We start from the raw sequence: 16,901 nt of genomic DNA, 5'->3' as shown, positions 1-16,901 counted from the left end.
GTGCGTGACCACCAGGGGTTTCTACCGAATGCGTATTCTGCTCGCGAGCGCCGTGGCGATCGCCCCTTTGATGGTCGCCACCGGCTCTCAGGCCGAGATCGTGATCTCGAACGCCCGCACCACGCCGATCCAGACGTCCAACGCGACCGGGACCGGCCCTGACAATATTCGCCTGGCCAGCGGCGGCAGCGTCGCGGTGACATCCGGCGCGGCGGTGACGCTGAACTCCAACCACACCGTCGATCTGGACAGCGGCAGCTCCATCACCATGGACAAGTCGGCCGACGGCTCGACCGGCCTCCTGGTCAACGGCGGCAACACCGGCTCGGTCATCGTCGGCGGCTCGATCACCGTCAACGACACGCAGGAATCGGCGGATGTCAAGGACACCGACGGCGACGGCGACCTGGACGGTCCCTTCGCCACGGGAACCGGCCGCTATGGCGTGCGCGTGGTCGGCCCCGCGCCCTTCACCGGCAACGTCCTGGTCGAAAGCACCGGCGCGATCACGGTCGAGGGTAACAACTCCTACGGCCTGGCGGTCGAGACCGGCCTGAACGGCAAGCTGCAGAGCCTGGGCACCATCCGCGTGACCGGCGACAACACGGCCGGCGTCCGCACGACCGGCCCGATCTCCGGCAATGTCGAGCTGTCGGGCGCGATTTCGGCCCTGGGCGCCAATGCGACCGGCGTGTCGATCGAGGGCGATGTGGGCGGGGCGGTCAAGATCCACTCCTCCGTCGTCGCCACCGGCTATCGCTACACGACCCCGCCGCCCGCGCGTCCGACGACCGGCACATTCGACAACGCCACCACCCTGTTCCTGGACGAACTGGACGCCGACGACCTGCTGCAGGGCGGACCGGCGGTCCGCGTCGGCGCGAACGTCGCGGGCGGCGTCCTGCTGGACAAGGCGCTCGCCTATTCCGCCGCCGGCATCGAGGGCGACGACGACGGCGACGGCATCAAGAACGGCGACGAGGACGACGACGGCGACGGCGTCAAGAACCGCGACGACCCCGACCGCAACGGCAACGGCATCCCCGACGCCAGCGAGACGACCGCCTCCATCACCTCGCTGGGCGGCGCGCCCGCCCTGCTGGTCGGTTCGACCACCCAGGCGGTGAACCTGGGCGCCGTCGGAACGGGCGACGCGGCCTATGGCCTGATCAATCGCGGCTCCATCACGGCGTCGGGCCTGTATTCGGGCGTCGAGTCGCGCGCCGTTCAGCTGGGCGTCACGGGCGGCCAGGCCGTCAACGTCGCCGGCGGCGTGCGCAACGAGGGCGGCGTGTCCTCGACCGCGGTGGACGCCAACGCCACCGGCCTGTGGATCGGTTCGGGCGTGACCGCCCCCGCCATCGTCAACACCGGCGCCATCCAGGCCGTGGCCTCGGGCAAGCAGACCCAGAGCGCGACGGGCATTCTGATCGGCGCGGGCGCCAACGTCGGCTCCCTGACCAACACCGGCAATCTGGTCGCCTCCTTCGGCGGCAATCAGGGCTCGGCCGTGGTCATCCTCGACCAGTCCGGCACCCTGACCCAGTTGAACAACGCCGGCTCCATCATCGGTTCGTTGACCCCCAACACAACCGACACCAACCCTGTGACCGGAACCGTCACCGCCATCGACCTGTCGGCCAACACCAGCGGCGTCACCCTGCGCCAGTACGGCATTCCCGCCGCCGCCGGCAGCACGGCGGTCGACACCGACAAGGACGGCGTGCCGGACGCCAACGAGCCGGCCATCGTCGGCGCGATCAAGCTGGGCTCGGGCGCCGACACGCTCAATATCGAGAACGGCGTCGTCAACGGCGACATCGACTTCGGCGCCGGAGCGGACAGGCTGAACATCAGCGGCGGCGCCGTGGTGACCGGCGCGATCAAGAACGGCGACAACCTGCTGGACATCAACATCGGCAAGGGCACGCTGAATGCGACCCAGGCCGGCGCCGTGAACATTTCCAGCCTGAACGTCGGCGCCGAGGGTTCGCTGCTGGTCAATCTGGACCCGGCCAACGACCGCGCCGGCGGCTTCAACGTCAGCGGTAACGCCACCCTGGCGACCGGCTCGACGCTGGGCGTGCGCTTCTCCTCGCTGCTGGACGGGCCCGAGCGGTTCGACATCATCACCGCCGGCTCGCTGAACGTGGGCCAGATCAACCAGAGCCAGCTGACCGACAATTCGCCCTACCTCTATGTGGTCGAGGCCGGCGTCAATCAGGCGGCCAACACCGTCTATGTCGACGCCCGTCGCCGCACGGCCGCCGAGGCCAATCTGATCCCGGTCGAGGCGTCCGCCTACGACGCCGTCTATGCGGCCCTGGGGTCCAATGAGACGGTGCGCAATCTGTTCCTGTCTCAGACGACGCGCGACGGCTTCATCGACGCCTATGAGCAGATGCTGCCCGACCACTCCGGCGGTCCGCTGATGTCGCTGTCGGCCGGCGTCGACGCCGTGACCCGCGCCCTGACCGGCCGCAACGCCGTCGCCGCCCCGGGCGAAACCAGCGCCTGGGTGCAGGAGATCAACTTCTACGCCGACAAGGACAAGACAGATTCCTACGGCTTCCGCTCCGAAGGGTTCGGCGTCGCGGGCGGCGTGGAGAAGGGCACCGGCCTCGGCGCCGTCGGCATCTCGGCCGCCTTCACCTCCTCGGACATCAAGGACCCCGAGTCCGAGGCCGAGGAAGTCCTGTCCGCTAACCTCTTGGAGCTGGGCCTCTACTGGCGCGCCCAGGGCCAGTACTGGACGACCTGGGCCCGCGCGGCCGGCGGCTACGCCAGCTTCAGCGCCGACCGCTCCCTGGTGGCCAGCGGCGTCTATCTGAACAACAAGTCCGACTGGCACGGCTGGACCGCCGCCGTCGCGGGCGGCGCCAGCTACGAGCGCAACTTCGGTCGCCTGAACATTCGTCCCGAACTGTACGGCGAGTATTTCCGCCTGTCGGAAGGCGCCCGCAGCGAGAGCGGCGGCGGCGACGGCTTCGATCTGGACATCGATTCGCGCGACAGCCACATCTTCTCGGCCGTGGCGGCGATGAACATCGGCTACGGCTTCGGCCGCAACGGCTGGATCCGGCCCGAACTGCGCGTCGGCTATCGCCAGAACATCTCGGTGGACGCCGGCGAGACCATCGCCCGCTTCGCCAGCGGCGGCCCGGACTTCATCCTGTCGCCGGACGCCATCGAAGGCGGCGGGCCGATCCTGGGCTTCCGCCTGAACTTCGGCAACGAGCTGGGGATGCTGTCGCTGACCGGCGACGCGGAACTGCTGGAAGACTACGTCCGCTACTCGCTGCTGCTGCGGGCCAGCTTCCGCTTCTGATCGGAAGACACACAGCCAGAAACACGAAAGGCCGCCGGAGCGATCCGGCGGCCTTTTGTTATGGTAGGCGGCGACGGGTTCGAACCGCCGACCCTCTCGGTGTAAACGAGATGCTCTGACCAGCTGAGCTAGCCGCCCTCAAATCGGAGACGGGCTTATGCCCTTCCCGCCTCAACCGTTCAAGGCGCTTTTCAAACCTTCGCCGGGACGAAAGCGCGCGGTGCGGGACGCCGGCCGGGCCACGGCCGCGCCGGTCTGGGGATTGCGGGCCACACCCGCCTTGCGATCCACGGCGACGAAGCTGCCGAAGCCGATCAGCTTGACGTCCTGTCCCTTGGTCAGGGCCTCGGCGACGCCGTCGGTGAAGGCTTCCAGCGCGGATTTCGCCTGGTCGCGGCTGATGTTCGCCGCTGCGGCCATGCGGCCGATCAGTTCTGCCTTGGTCATCCTGCCCTCCACGCCGAATCAGTAAAGGGCAGATCGGCGGTTGCGTCAAAAACGAAAACGCCGCCGGCTGCTGACCGGCGGCGCCTCCTCTTCAACCGGGCGTCAGTGACTGACGGTCGCGGCAGGTCCGTCCAGCGGGGGCACGGGGGCCGGCAGCGGTTCGGCCGCCTCGTCCCATTCGACCGGGGTCAGGGTGCCGACCAGGGCCCATTTCAGCGCCTCGTCCGCCGTGGAGATCGGCACGATCTCCAGCGCCGACTTCACATTGTCCGGCACCTCGGCCAGGTCCTTCTCGTTCTCCTGCGGGATCAGCACGGTCTTGACGCCCGAGCGCAAGGCCGCGAGCAGCTTCTCCTTCAAGCCGCCGATGGCGGTGACGCGACCACGCAGGGTGATCTCGCCGGTCATGGCGATATCCTTCCTGATCGGGATGCCGGTCAGGACCGAGACCATGGCCACCGTCATGGCGACGCCGGCGGACGGGCCGTCCTTGGGCGTGGCGCCGTCCGGCACGTGGACGTGGATGTCGGTCTTCTCGAACACCGGCGGCTTGACGCCGAAGGCCAGGGCCCGCGACCGCACATAGGAGGCCGCCGCCGAGATCGACTCCTTCATCACATCCTTCAGATTGCCGGTCACCGTCATGCGGCCGCGACCGGGCATCTTTATCGCCTCGATGGTCAGGATGTCGCCGCCGAACTCGGTCCAGGCCAGGCCGGTGACGATGCCGACCTGATCCTCCTCGTCCGTCTCGCCATAGCGGAACTTCTTGACGCCCGCATAGTCGGCCAGCTTGGCCTCGTCGACCGTGATCGACTTGGCGCCGGTCTTGGCCATTTCGCGCACGGCCTTGCGCGCCAGTCCGCCCAGAGCGCGCTCCAACGAACGCACCCCGGCCTCGCGGGTATAATAGCGGATCAGGTCGCGGATCGTCTCGTCCGGCACGATCAGTTCGCCGCCCTTCAGGCCGTGGTCCGCCAACTGTTTGGGCAGGACGTGACGCTTGGCGATCTCGACCTTCTCGTCCTCGGTGTAGCCCGACACCCGGATGATCTCCATCCGGTCCATCAGCGGCTGCGGCATGTTCAGGCTGTTCGCGGTCGTCACGAACATGACCTGCGACAGGTCGTAGTCCACCTCCAGATAGTGGTCGCCGAAGGTCGAGTTCTGCGCGGGATCCAGCACCTCCAGCAGGGCCGAAGATGGATCGCCGCGCCAATCGGAACCCAGCTTGTCGATCTCGTCCAGCAGGACGAAGGCGTTGGTCGTCTTGGCTTTCTTCATCGACTGGATGATCTTGCCGGGCATGGAGCCGATATAGGTCCGGCGGTGACCCCGGATCTCGCTTTCGTCCCGCACGCCGCCCAGCGACATGCGGACGTATTCACGCCCCGTCGCCTTGGCGATGGACTTGGCCAGCGAGGTCTTGCCGACGCCGGGAGGGCCGACCAGGCACAGGATGGGCCCCTTAAGGCTGCCGGTGCGGGCCTGGACCGCCAGATATTCGATGATCCGTTCCTTGACCTTCTCCAGACCGAAGTGATCCTCTTCCAGGATGTCCTCGGCCTTCTGCAAGTCGATCGGCTTCTGCTTGGCCTTGCCCCACGGCACGGACAGCAGCCAGTCGAGATAGTTGCGGACCACGGTCGATTCCGCCGACATCGGCGACATGTTGCGCAGCTTCTTGACCTCGGCCTCGGCCTTGGTGCGGGCCTCCTTGGACAGGCGCGTCTTACGGATGCGCTTCTCCAGGTCCATGATCTCGTCGCGCGCGTCGTCCGTCTCGCCCAGCTCGCGCTGGATCGCCTTCATCTGCTCGTTCAGATAATATTCGCGCTGGGTCTTCTCCATCTGGCGCTTCACGCGCGAGCGGATCTTCTTCTCGACCTGAAGGACGCTGATCTCGCCCTCCATCAGGCCATAGACCTTCTCCAGCCGCTTGGGCACGTCGAAAGTTTCCAGCAGGCCCTGTTTGTCGGCGATCTTGACCGACAGATGGGCCGCGACCGAGTCCGCCAGCTTGGAGGCGTCGGTGATCTGGGGGATGGAGCTGAGGGCCTCGGGCGGCACCTTCTTGTTCAGCTTCACATAGTTTTCGAACTGCTCGACCACGGCGCGCAGCATGGCCTCGGCCTGGGAGGTTTCGCCCGGCTCGTCCTCGATCTCGACAGCCTCGGCCTCGAAATACTCCTCGCGGTCGGTGAAGCGGGTCAGGCGCGCGCGGCCCTTGCCCTCGACCAGCACCTTGACGGTGCCGTCAGGCAGTTTCAGCAGTTGCAGCACCGAGGCCAGGACCCCGATGGGATAGATGGCGTCCGGCGACGGGTCGTCGTCCACGCTGTTCTTCTGGGTGGCCAGAAGGATCTGCTTCTCGCCCTTCATGATCTCGTCGAGGGCCTTCACCGACTTCTCGCGGCCGACGAACAGCGGCACGACCATGTGCGGGAAGACGACGATGTCCCGCAGCGGCAGGACGGGCAGGATCTTGGATTCAGTCATGATGCACATACTCCCGGGCCATTGCGTATCTCCGGCCCGCCGCCACGGTCGCCCGGACAACAGGCCCGGACAGCGCGTGACGACCCGTCGATTCCGACGGCGTTCGGATGAGTATGTGGTTTGAAAGACCCGCGGTTCAAGCGTGACGGGCGAACGGCCCACATCTGCGTGGGTCCGTGACCCGCTCCGCGCGCGCTTTATGCCCCCATTATGCCGCGCGGCGCTTTCGACATGGCGGCTTTACTGGGTTCGGGCGTCTTCTGCGGGTCCGAGGAGATGACCATGAGCCGTTCACACCTGCTGGCGGAAACCCTCAAACGTCCAGCGCCAAAGCCGTCCACCGTCCAGATGGCGATGACATTCATCGGCGCCCTGTTCGGCGCGCCGATTCCCCGGGGGCCGTCGCGATGATGCAGGGCTATATGGAGGGTGGGGCGGCGCACCGCGCCCTTCCCAAACGATACAGGGTCGTTCCGCGTGGTAGCGGCTGGGCGGTGGCGATCGACAACGCCTCCACCCGCCCCATGCCCGACCGCAGCGCCGCTGAGCGTCTCGCCGCACGCCTTCAGGCCGAGGTCGACCGGCTGGACCGCGACCAGCACAGGCGCACCCAATGATCGCCCTGCCCGCCCCGCCCGCCGTCGAGACGCTGACGATCCAACCCCTTGGCGATCGCTGGCGCGTCACGTCCAGCGATGGGCTGTTCGAAGGCGTCTTCATCGACGCCAGAAGTGCGGTTCGCTGCGCGAGAGATGAGGTCGAGGCTCACCCCGGCCACTTGCTGGTGTTGCCGGGCCCGAGTCTCGCGGCCTGACCCAAAGAAAAAGGCCGGAGCGATCACGCTCCGGCCTTCATCCATCGTGTTGTCGGCTGACGGTTCAGGCCGCGCCGTCGGCCTTCTTCTTCGACGCTTCCGAATAGATCAGCAGAGGCTGGGCCTTGCCGTCGATGACCTCGGCGTTGACCACCACCTCTTCGACGCCTTCGAAGGTCGGCAGTTCGAACATGGTCTCCAGCAGAATGCCTTCCAGGATGGAGCGCAGACCGCGCGCGCCGGTCTTGCGCGTGATGGCCTTCTTGGCGACGGCGGTCAGGGCGTCGTCGGTGAAGGTCAGTTCGACATTCTCCATCTCGAACAGACGCTTGTACTGTTTGACCAGGGCGTTCTTCGGCTCGGTCAGAATGGTGACCAGCGCGGCTTCGTCCAGGTCCTCCAGCGTCGCCAGAACCGGCAGACGGCCGATGAACTCGGGGATCAGGCCGAACCGCATCAGGTCGTCAGGCTCGACGCCCTTCAGGATGTCGCCCGTCCGCCGCTCGTCGATTTCCTTGACCTGGGCGCCGAAGCCGATGGAGGCCCCCGCGCCGCGCGCCGAGATCACCTTCTCCAGCCCGGCGAAGGCGCCGCCGACGATGAACAGGATGTTGGCGGTGTCGACCTGCAGGAATTCCTGCTGCGGGTGCTTGCGGCCGCCCTGCGGGGGCACGGAGGCGACGGTGCCTTCCATGATCTTCAGCAGGGCCTGCTGCACGCCCTCGCCCGACACGTCGCGGGTGATCGAGGGATTGTCGGACTTGCGCGAAATCTTGTCGATCTCGTCGATGTAGACGATGCCGCGCTGGGCCCGTTCGACGTTGTAGTCCGACGCCTGCAGCAGCTTCAGGATGATGTTCTCGACATCCTCGCCCACATAGCCGGCTTCGGTCAGGGTGGTGGCGTCGGCCATGGTGAAGGGCACGTCGATGATGCGCGCCAGCGTCTGGGCCAAGAGCGTCTTGCCCGAGCCGGTCGGCCCGATCAGCATGATGTTGGACTTGGCCAGTTCGACGTCGTTGTTCTTCGTCGCGTGGTTCAGACGCTTGTAGTGATTGTGCACCGCGACCGACAGCACCTTCTTGGCGTGGGCCTGGCCGATGACATAGTCATCCAGCACGTCGCGGATTTCCTTGGGCGAAGGCACGCCGTCGGTCGTCTTCTTGAAGCCGATCTTGTGCTCTTCACGGATGATGTCCATGCACAGTTCGACGCACTCGTCGCAAATGAACACGGTCGGGCCCGCGATCAGTTTGCGGACCTCGTGCTGGCTCTTTCCGCAGAACGAGCAGTACAGGGTGCTTTTGGCGTCAGAGCCGGCTGCTTTGGTCATAGACCCTTATCTCACTCCCGCGGTGCGGACCGAAATGGCCCGTAACGCGCTTCCCTCACGTTGATTCCAGCACTCTGGACGCGAAGGTCTTCAAAAAATGACAATCACCCATCACACGTTCCACGACAACCCCGAAGGCGACGGGGGATTGTTGCAGTGCGTGGATGGATCAGTGTCGACGGGGATCAAGGCGAATGTCTGACATGGGAAATGCGGGTGCGGAGCGCCAGTCCCCTCGCCCCGACCAGCCGATCGTGGCCTTCGATTTCGACGGCACACTGACGATTCGCGACAGTTTCACCGAATTCCTGCGCTGGCGTGTCGGACCAGGCGGCTGGGCGCTGGGCCTGGTCAAGCTGGCGCCCGCCCTGGCCGCCTATGCCCGCGACCGCGACCGGGGACGCATCAAGGCCGCCTCGGTGCGCGAGTTTCTGCACGGCGTGGACCGCCACACGCTGGAGGTGGAGGCCGCCCGGTTCGCCGATCAGGTCTGGCCCCGCTTCATGCGACCGGATGCGCTGAAGGTCTGGGACGACTGGGGCCGGCGCGGCGCCCACCGCGTCATCGTGACCGCCTCGCCCGTCGCCACGGTCGCCCCCTTCGCGAAACGCCTGGGCGCCGAGGCCCTGCTGGGGACCGAGTTCGTCTTCGACGCCCAGGATCGGATCACGGGCGACTTCGCCGGCCCCAACTGTCGCGGCGCGGAAAAGGTGCGGCGGCTGAAGGCGGCCTATGGCGACACCATGACGCTGGCCGCCGCCTATGGCGACACCTCGGGCGACGCCGAAATGCTGGCGATGGCCCAGGAGGCCGGCTTCCGCGTCTTTCGCGAGAAGCCCTGACCCTTAGTTGCCGTCGGCGTCGACGTCGAACACCATCGGCTTGCCGCGCGTCGTCGGGTCCCAGCCCGCCGCAATGATGGAGGCGACGGCGGTGCGCACCGCATCGACATTGACCCGCTGCTTCTCGACGTCCGGCCGGCCGTTGGGGCGCAGCGGCGGCGGAAACTGCACGATCGCCTCGCGCTTGTAGTCCAGGTGGCGCAGCGACACGGCCATCCCCTCCCAGACATTGCCGCCCTTGGGCCGGGGCTGGCGACGCAGCTCCCACACATAGGCCTCGCCGTCGACCTCGACCTGGCCGGTTTGATCTCGCGTGAACTGCATGACGGTTCCGATAGCACAAATGAAAAGGGCGCGCCGCGATGGGCGCGCCCTTCCGGTTTCGATCCGGTCGGATCAGTGGCCGGGCGTCTTCACGCCGTCGGCGTCGGCCTGTTCGCGGCGATCATAGACGTGGTCCACGATGCCCCAGGCCTTGGCCTCCTCGGCAGACATGAAGTGGTCGCGGTCCAGCGTCTTCTCGACCTCCTCATAGGTGCGGCCGGTGTGGTGGACGTAAATCTCGTTCAGACGCTTCTTGGTGTAGCGGATGTCGGCGGCGTGCAGCTCGATATCCGACGCCTGGCCCCGGAACCCGCCCGACGGCTGGTGCACCATGACCCGCGCGTTCGGCAGGGCGATCCGCTGGCCGGCCGCGCCCGCTGTCAGGATCAACGATCCGGCCGAGGCGGCCATGCCCATCACCACGGTCGACACCGGCGACTTGATGTATTGCATGGTGTCGTAGATCGCGAGCGCCGAGGTCACCTGACCGCCGGGGCTGTTGATGTACATGCTGATCTCCTTCTTCGGATTTTCCGATTCCAGGAACAGCAGTTGCGCGCAGATCAGCGACGCCATGCCGTCCTCGAACGGCCCCGTCAGAAAAATGATCCGCTCGCGCAGCAGACGCGAGAAAATATCAAAGGACCGCTCGCCCCGGCTGGATTGCTCCACCACCATCGGCACGAGGTTCATATTCATCAGTTCGATCGGATCGCGCATGGATGCCTTTTTGGTCTTACGGACTGCGGCCGCAGTGGATGCGACGGCTTTGCACTCAGCATATCGCGTTCGACGCCTGCGTATGCAAGCGCCCGGTCAGCGCGGCTGTGACTCTTCCGGCTCGCCGGACGAGCGGCGACGCCGGGCTTCCAGCCTGTCCGACACCGCCGCCTCCTGGGCGCGGGCCGAGGCGCGATCCGGTTCGGCTTCGTACAGGGCATGCAGATAGGCCAGGTCCCAGTCCGTCATCCCCGTAATCCCCTCCGGTGCGTTGAACAGGTTCAGGATGGTGGGCTGATCCGAATAATCCGAGCGTGGATCGACCTGAGCGAGCACCACCATGGCCGTGTAATCCAACAGCGCCGGCAACATCACGCCGTTGGCCTTGGCCATATCGATGACGACCGTGGCCGAGCGAAGATCGTAACGAAGCGGCGAACGCATCCGGCTGACCGTTCTTGAGCCGATGCTCGGCGGATCCTCTCCGGCGACCCGCGCCGCCAGCTGTCCTGTATCGACGGATACGGGCAATGAAATATGCCACCATCGCACAGGCGCATCGCTGGTCTTGAACCGTTCCAGCGCCGCCAGCCCCATGTTGGTGTTGTCGATGGGCGGCCGGAATCGACGACGCCAACCTTCGACCAAGGCGGAGGCGACGGCCGAGCCATCGTCGGCGGCGATCACCAGCACATTGGGCGTACACCCCGGCGCCCCGACGCTCACGCCAAGTTCCGTGGCGATATCGCCAATCCGATCCGCCAGCATCTGGCCGTAGGGCGCCTTCATATTGGCCACGCTGACGCAGATGGGCGTATTCCACCGTCCCAATCGGGCGCCGGCCGGCGCCGCCGCGACCCGCTGGACGAACTGCTGCGCCGCCTGGCGTGTCGAACGCCCCTCGACCGTGATGTCCTCAAGATCCACTGGCGGGGGTGTGGGCGCGGGATCCTGCGCCTGGACGCCGGATGCGAGAAGAGCGGCCAGGAACGCGACGGACAGGGACATGGGGATCAGCCTCGGAAAGCAAAAAGGGCCCGCATCGCGGACCCTTCAAGCTTTACAGAAGAATGTGACACAACCGCCAGTTAAACGATTGTAATCCTGGGCTCAGCCCTCTTCGTCCTCTTCCTTCAGCAGCTCTTCCTTGGTGATCGGCTTGTCGGTCACGTCGGCGACGCCCACGATCAGGTCGACGACCTTCTCTTCATAGATGGGGGCGCGCATCTGGGCGGCGGCGTTGGGGTTCTGGCGGTAGAAGTTCAGGACGGCCTGTTCCTGGCCCGGATAGTTGCGGGCTTCCTGCAGGATGGCGGCGTTCAGCTCCTGATCCGTGACCTGGACGTTGTTGGCGCGGCCGATCTCGGCCAGCACCAGGCCCAGGCGCACGCGGCGCTCGGCGATCTTGCGGTATTCGGCCTTCAGGTCCTCGTCGGACTTGGCGGCGTCCTCTTCCGGCAGACGGCCGGCGGCCTTGTCGGCCTCGACCTGCTGCCAGATGCCGTCGAACTCGGCGTCCACCATCTTGGGCGGCAGCGGGAAGTCGTGGGCTTCGTCCAGCTGGTCCAGCAGGGCGCGCTTCAGCTTGAAGCGGGCGGCGCCGGCGTATTGCTGGTCCAGATTGGACTTCAGCAGTTCCTTCAGCTTGTCCAGCGATTCCAGACCGATGCGGGTGGCGAAATCGTCGTCGATCTTGGATTCGGCCTCGGCCTTGATCGCCTTCACCTTGATGTCGAAGGTGGCCAGTTTGCCGGCCAGATGGGCGGCCTGATAGTCGGCCGGGAAGGTGACCTCGATGGTCTTTTCCTCGCCGACCTTGGCGCCGGTCAGCTGCTCCTCGAAGCCGGGGATGAAGCGGCCCGAGCCGATCACCAGGTCCGCGTCCTCGGCGGCGCCGCCTTCGAAGGGTTCGCCGTCCAGCTTGCCCAGGAAGTCGATCGTCAGCTGGTCGCCCTCGGCGGCCTTGACCGTCTTGCCCTTCTTGTCTTCGTAGGTCTTGGCCTGACCGGCCAGTTCCGTCAGGGCTTCGTCCAGATCGGCGTCCGACGCTTCATAGGTCGGGCGTTCCAGCTTCAGGGTCTTGGGATCGACCGGCTCGAACTCCGGCATGATCTCCAGCGACATTTCATAGGCCAGGTCTTCCTGACCGGCGATGACCTTGTCCATGTCGCTGGTCAGCTTCATCTCGGCCGGCGCGGCCGGACGAATCTTGGCCTCGTCCAGGGCCTTCTGGCTGGTTTCATTCAGCTCGGCGTTGATGATCTCGCCCATGAACTCGCGGCCGAAGGTCTTCTTGACGTGGGCGACCGGCACCTTGCCCGGACGGAAGCCCTTCAGCTTCACCTGCGGGGCGACTTCCTTGACGCGGGCCTCGAGCTTTTCGTTCAGCTCCGCGACGGGAATGGTGACCGCGATCACGCGGCTGAGGCCTTCGTTCGACTTTTCGACGACTTGCATGGTCGGGACTTCTGACGCTCTGGGGCGCATGAGCCATCGGGACGGCCGGCGCGGAATGGATAAAGCAAGAAGGCCGCCCCGTGTGGAGCGGCGCCTCGAAGCCCGCCCTTATGTCGAGAAGGGCCCCAAAGGTCAACGCGAGCGTGATCGCCGCCGGTGGTTTCGCGCATCGGCCGGCCTTATATTGGCGCGATGAGCCAGCCCGCCTCCCCCATCGGCGTCTTCGTCACGCCCGTCACCCCGCTTCAGCAGAACTGCACGACCGTCTGGTGCACGGCCACGAACAAGGCCGCCGTCATCGACCCTGGCGGATCGGTGAATGTGATTCTGAACGAGGTCGCGCGGCGCGGCCTGACGCTGGACCAGATCTGGATCACCCACGGCCATCTGGATCACGCGGGCGGGGCGGCCGAGATGCAGGAAAAGAGCGGCGTCCAGATCGTCGGACCGCAGAAGGCCGATCAGTTCTGGATCGACCGCATCGTCGAAAGCGGCCGGATGTACGGCCTGCCCGACGCGCGCCCGTTCACCCCCGACCGCTGGCTGGAAGACGGCGACACGGTCAGCCTGGGCGAGACACAGTGGGAGGTGCGCCACTGTCCCGGACACACGCCCGGTCACGTCGTCTTCTTCAACCGCGCGGCGCGATTCGCTCAGGTCGGCGATGTTCTGTTCAAGGGGTCAGTTGGGCGCACCGATTTCCCGATGAGCGATCCGCCCGCCCTGATCCGTTCCGTGGTCGAAAAGCTGTGGCCGCTGGGCGACGACGTGACCTTCGTGCCGGGACACGGGCCGATCTCGACCTTCGGCGAGGAACGTCGAACCAATCCGTTCGTCTCGGACGCCGCGCTCAGCCAGGCCCCGATCCGGCGAGAGCCGGTCGGCCCCGCCTGACGATCAGCGACGCAGCCACAGGCCGATGATGACGCCGACGCCCAGGGCGTAGAGGGTCATGCGGATCGGCTCGTCGCGGATGCCGTCGCGCGCATCGTCGATCTGGTGCGAGACCTTTTGGCGCACCCGCTCGGCGTCGTCCTTGACCGCCTGACGCACGGAGGTGGTCGGGGCGAAGCTGTCGCCTTCGTCCGAGGCCAGTATGGCGTCCGCCTGGCGATCCAGCCGCTGGTTCAGGCTGTCGTCTTCGATGACGATGTCGTCGGGGGTCGGGGCGGCGATGGGGCTCTGTGTCATGTCGGTCTCCGGGTTCGCAGATCAAACCAGCCGCGACCCCCGAGGTTCCCCTGCGGCATGAAGGCGCGCAAGTCGGGCGAACGCGGCGTCGCGCCGGGCGTTGTCTGCTCAACGCAAGGAGATCGTCATGACCTATATCGAGCCGACGCCGTCGGGCGCCCCGCAGCCCGAAATCCCGCCTGCCCCCTCGCCCGAACCCGAAATCCTGCCGTCGGATACGCCCGACGAAGTTCCGCCCATGGAACCCGGCGGCGGCGATGAAGGTGATTCGCGCCCCTATGGCTGATGGCCGAAGTCGAGGCGCGAAGAGATGCTCAGAGCCGTGACAGTAAAACAGGGTTCCGAACGGAACCGTCACCGAGTCACTGGGTTCACTTCAGCAAGCGCAACGGCGACACTGAAAGGAAGACCGATGGACAGCCAACCCACCCGACCCTCAGGCGTTTCCAAGCGAGGCTTTGCTTCAATGGACCCCGAACGTCAGCGCGAGATCGCCCGCAAGGGCGGCGCCAGCGTCCCCAGCGAGAAGCGCAGCTTCTCCCAGGATCGCAGCCTGGCCGCCCAGGCCGGCCGCAAGGGCGGCGAGGCGTCGCATGGCGTGAAAAAGGATCCGGCGGAAAAGCCGGACTGAGGGTCTCTATCCCACTCCACATCAAAGGGCGGCTCATCGCAGGATGAGCCGCCCTTTCTTGTTGCGACAGCCGCAGAGGCGGCCGATCAGCCGCGCAGCAGCGACAGGGCCACGCTGGGTTCCGGCGACACGTCCAGGCGGGAAACCGTCCACCCCGCCGCCTCGGCCATGGCCGTGATGGTCTCGGGCGTGAACTTGCGCGAGCTTTCGGTGTGGATCGTCTCGCCCTCCATGAAGCGGAAGGTCCGGCCGTCGATGTGGGCGATGGTGGGCTTGGTCGCGCGAAGATGCATCTCCATGCGCGACGCCTGCGGGTTCCAGACGGCCTGGTGCGCAAAGGCGTCCAGGTCGAAATCGGCGTCCAGCTCGGCGTTGGCCCGGACCAGCAGGTTCATGTTGAACGCCGCCGTCACGCCCTGCGCATCGTCATAGGCGGCCACCAGCACGCCGGCGTCCTTGACCAGGTCGGTCCCCAGGATGAACAGGCTGCCCTCCCCCAGCATCCGACGCGCCGCCGCCAGGAAGCGCACCGCCTCGTCCGGCTGCAGATTGCCGATGGTCGATCCGGGGAAGAAGCCGATCCGCCGCCCCTTTGGCAGGTCGTCCGGCAGCGGCGACAGATGTTCGAAATCGCCCAGCACCGGCTGCACCCGCAGCCCCGGATAGTCGGCGCCGATCCGATGGGCGGCGTCCACCAGGGCGCTTTCGCTGATGTCCAGCGGCACATAGGCGCCCAGGTCCGGCACGGCGTCCAGCAGGATGCGCGTCTTCTCGCTGGCGCCCGAACCGAACTCCACCAGAACCGCGTCCGGTCCGAAGTCGGCGGTCAGCTCCGCCGCCCGTTCGCGCAGCAGAGCCGTCTCCTGGCGCGTCGGATAATATTCCGTCAGGGCGGTGATGTCCTCGAACAGGCGCGACCCTTCGGCGTCATAGAACCATTTGGGCGGCACGGCCTTTTGCGGCTGCGACAGGCCGTCGATCATGTCGCGGCGGAAGGCCCTGGTCTGGGCGTCGTCCGCATGGGGCGCGGCGCGACGCCCGGCGGCGTCTTCGGCTAGTCTCAGACCCATGAAGGCCCACCTTTGCTGGGGATAGTAGAAGTTGCGGTAGGTCAGGCGCGCATGGCCGGGCGGCGTGGCGAAGGCGCCGCCGCGCAGCACCATCTGGTTGGCCATGAACTTGCCGTTGTATTCGGCGGCCGTGCCCGGCGTGGGCTGGAATCCCGGATAGGGGGCATAGGCGCTGGCGGTCCACTGCCACACCTCGCCCGACAGGTTGGAGAAGGCGTCGCCCTTCGTCGCGGCCGCGTGTTCCCACTCCGCCTCGGTCGGCAAACGCTTGCCGGCCCAACGCGCATAGGCGTCGGCCTCGTAGAAGCTGATGTGTCGCACCGGGGCGGCCGGATCGACGGGCGCGCGGCCCGTCAGGCCCATCACGGTCCAGTCCTCGCCGTCGCGCCGCCAGTAATGCGGCGCGGTCCAGCCCTCGGCCTTCACCACCGCCCAGCCGTCCGACAGCCACAGGTCGGCGCGCCCATAGCCGTCGTCGGCCATGAACCGCATCCAGTCGTCGTTCGTCACCAGATCGGCGGCCAGGGCGAACGGCTCCAGCCAGACCTTGTGCGCCGGACCTTCGTTGTCGAAGGCGAAGCCCGCTTCGTCGTGGCCGATCGCGACCAGGCCGCCGTCGAAGGCGACCGCGCCGCCGCGCGCGGTCTCGACCGGCCGGGCGCGCGGTTCGACCTCATAGGCGGCCGGGTCCAGCGGCGAGCGCGACATCAGGTTCAGCATATCCATCAGGAACAGCTCCTGATGCTGCTGGTCGTGATGCAGGCCCAGCTCCAGCAGATAGCGGTGCTGTCCGCCCGACGGCGCCTGGGCCAGCCAGTCAACCATGCGCCGGTCGATCTCTCGGCGATAGGCCAGCACCTCCTCGACCGAGGGCCGGGTCATCAAGCCGCGCTGATGACGCGCCACCCGCTCGCCCAGCGCCTCGTAGTAGGAGTTGAACAGCTGCTGGAAACGCGGATCGACCGGCCGATAGGCCGGGTCGTCGCCCAGGATCATCGCCTCGAAGAACCAGCTGGTGTGGGCCAGATGCCATTTGCCGGGGCTGCAATCCGGCATGGACTGGGCCGACAGATCCTCGACCGACAGACCCTGCGCCAGATCGACCATGGCGGCCCGCACGTCGCGGTAACGCGCCACATCGGACGCTGCCCCGACAACGGGTTCAAAGCGCGCATTCATGTCAGCCGTTCCGTGGCAAGACCGCTCGACGACCCCGACCATACGCCCTGTCGTTCCCAGGAATCC

The 16,901-nt window shown here is 66.5% G+C and carries 17 protein-coding genes and 1 tRNA gene; 8 read left to right on the top strand and 10 right to left on the bottom strand.

All coding sequences use genetic code 11. The features are described from left to right. Window positions 1-28 precede the first annotated feature (28 nt). Window positions 29-3,328 carry an autotransporter outer membrane beta-barrel domain-containing protein gene (locus B3Z70_RS09180; RefSeq protein ID WP_292023260.1) on the top strand — a complete coding sequence of 1,100 codons (3,300 nt, stop codon included), beginning with the start codon at window positions 29-31 and terminating at the stop codon, window positions 3,326-3,328. Window positions 3,329-3,389: 61 nt separating this feature from the next. On the opposite strand, the gene B3Z70_RS09175 is transcribed toward B3Z70_RS09180, so the two are convergent. The 3 genes from B3Z70_RS09175 to lon form a co-directional block, all read right to left on the bottom strand. Further along, window positions 3,390-3,466, bottom strand: a tRNA-Val gene (locus tag B3Z70_RS09175). Window positions 3,467-3,499: 33 nt separating this feature from the next. Beyond that, window positions 3,500-3,775 carry an HU family DNA-binding protein gene (locus tag B3Z70_RS09170; RefSeq protein ID WP_248116274.1) on the bottom strand — a complete coding sequence of 92 codons (276 nt, stop codon included), beginning with the start codon at window positions 3,773-3,775 and terminating at the stop codon, window positions 3,500-3,502. Between the two features lie 102 nt (window positions 3,776-3,877). Then, complete coding sequence (gene lon / locus B3Z70_RS09165; protein ID WP_292023259.1) at window positions 3,878-6,274, bottom strand: endopeptidase La; 2,397 nt, start codon at window positions 6,272-6,274, stop codon at window positions 3,878-3,880. Between the two features lie 282 nt (window positions 6,275-6,556). Here lon and B3Z70_RS09160 point away from each other — a divergent pair, with 282 nt between their 5' ends. The 3 genes from B3Z70_RS09160 to B3Z70_RS09150 are packed head-to-tail and all read left to right on the top strand — an operon-like array spanning window position 6,557 to window position 7,088. Continuing rightward, window positions 6,557-6,685, top strand: coding sequence for a hypothetical protein (locus tag B3Z70_RS09160; protein WP_292023258.1), 129 nt, complete (start codon window positions 6,557-6,559; stop codon window positions 6,683-6,685). Continuing rightward, entirely contained in the window at window positions 6,682-6,891 is a 210-nt protein-coding gene (locus B3Z70_RS09155) for a hypothetical protein (protein ID WP_292023256.1), read from the top strand. Before B3Z70_RS09160 ends, B3Z70_RS09155 begins: the two co-directional genes overlap by 4 nt. Further along, on the top strand, window positions 6,888-7,088 hold the full coding sequence (locus B3Z70_RS09150; protein WP_292023254.1) for a hypothetical protein: 201 nt from the start codon (window positions 6,888-6,890) through the stop codon (window positions 7,086-7,088). Before B3Z70_RS09155 ends, B3Z70_RS09150 begins: the two co-directional genes overlap by 4 nt. Before the next feature lie 64 nt (window positions 7,089-7,152). On the opposite strand, the gene clpX is transcribed toward B3Z70_RS09150, so the two are convergent. Then, window positions 7,153-8,421: an ATP-dependent Clp protease ATP-binding subunit ClpX gene (gene clpX, locus B3Z70_RS09145; protein ID WP_087119136.1), complete on the bottom strand. Its 1,269-nt coding sequence runs from the start codon at window positions 8,419-8,421 to the stop codon at window positions 7,153-7,155. Between the two features lie 194 nt (window positions 8,422-8,615). Here clpX and B3Z70_RS09140 point away from each other — a divergent pair, with 194 nt between their 5' ends. After that, on the top strand, window positions 8,616-9,263 hold the full coding sequence (locus tag B3Z70_RS09140) for an HAD-IB family hydrolase (RefSeq protein WP_292023252.1): 648 nt from the start codon (window positions 8,616-8,618) through the stop codon (window positions 9,261-9,263). Window positions 9,264-9,266: 3 nt separating this feature from the next. On the opposite strand, the gene B3Z70_RS09135 is transcribed toward B3Z70_RS09140, so the two are convergent. The 4 genes from B3Z70_RS09135 to tig all read right to left on the bottom strand — a co-directional run bounded on the left by B3Z70_RS09135 (window position 9,267) and on the right by tig (window position 12,764). Further along, window positions 9,267-9,587: a hypothetical protein gene (locus B3Z70_RS09135; protein WP_292023250.1), complete on the bottom strand. Its 321-nt coding sequence runs from the start codon at window positions 9,585-9,587 to the stop codon at window positions 9,267-9,269. A gap of 72 nt (window positions 9,588-9,659) precedes the next feature. Continuing rightward, window positions 9,660-10,307, bottom strand: a complete 648-nt coding sequence (locus tag B3Z70_RS09130; protein ID WP_292023248.1) for an ATP-dependent Clp protease proteolytic subunit — start codon at window positions 10,305-10,307, stop codon at window positions 9,660-9,662. A 96-nt stretch (window positions 10,308-10,403) separates the two neighbouring features. Continuing rightward, window positions 10,404-11,315, bottom strand: a complete 912-nt coding sequence (locus tag B3Z70_RS09125) for a hypothetical protein (RefSeq protein WP_292023246.1) — start codon at window positions 11,313-11,315, stop codon at window positions 10,404-10,406. Between the two features lie 102 nt (window positions 11,316-11,417). Then, a complete protein-coding gene (gene tig, locus B3Z70_RS09120) occupies window positions 11,418-12,764 on the bottom strand; it encodes a trigger factor (protein ID WP_292023244.1) in 1,347 nt (448 codons plus the stop codon). Window positions 12,765-12,956: 192 nt separating this feature from the next. On the opposite strand from tig, the gene B3Z70_RS09115 reads away from it, so the two are divergent. Further along, window positions 12,957-13,658 carry an MBL fold metallo-hydrolase gene (locus B3Z70_RS09115; protein ID WP_292023242.1) on the top strand — a complete coding sequence of 234 codons (702 nt, stop codon included), beginning with the start codon at window positions 12,957-12,959 and terminating at the stop codon, window positions 13,656-13,658. A gap of 3 nt (window positions 13,659-13,661) precedes the next feature. Here the strand turns inward: B3Z70_RS09115 and B3Z70_RS09110 are convergent, their stop codons facing one another. Beyond that, window positions 13,662-13,955 (bottom strand): hypothetical protein, encoded by a 294-nt coding sequence (locus tag B3Z70_RS09110; protein ID WP_292023240.1) that lies wholly within the window; start codon window positions 13,953-13,955, stop codon window positions 13,662-13,664. 127 nt (window positions 13,956-14,082) lie between these two features. Here B3Z70_RS09110 and B3Z70_RS09105 point away from each other — a divergent pair, with 127 nt between their 5' ends. Further along, window positions 14,083-14,241 (top strand): hypothetical protein, encoded by a 159-nt coding sequence (locus B3Z70_RS09105; protein WP_292023238.1) that lies wholly within the window; start codon window positions 14,083-14,085, stop codon window positions 14,239-14,241. A gap of 126 nt (window positions 14,242-14,367) precedes the next feature. After that, a complete protein-coding gene (locus tag B3Z70_RS09100; protein ID WP_292023236.1) occupies window positions 14,368-14,586 on the top strand; it encodes a general stress protein in 219 nt (72 codons plus the stop codon). Between the two features lie 86 nt (window positions 14,587-14,672). On the opposite strand, the gene egtB is transcribed toward B3Z70_RS09100, so the two are convergent. Continuing rightward, on the bottom strand, window positions 14,673-16,835 hold the full coding sequence (gene egtB / locus B3Z70_RS09095) for an ergothioneine biosynthesis protein EgtB (protein ID WP_292023233.1): 2,163 nt from the start codon (window positions 16,833-16,835) through the stop codon (window positions 14,673-14,675). Window positions 16,836-16,901: the final 66 nt, after the last annotated feature.

It is taken from the genome of Brevundimonas sp. UBA6550 (assembly GCF_002434505.1).
Classification (GTDB): domain Bacteria; phylum Pseudomonadota; class Alphaproteobacteria; order Caulobacterales; family Caulobacteraceae; genus Brevundimonas.
This window is presented reverse-complemented; position numbering and strand designations above follow the sequence as displayed.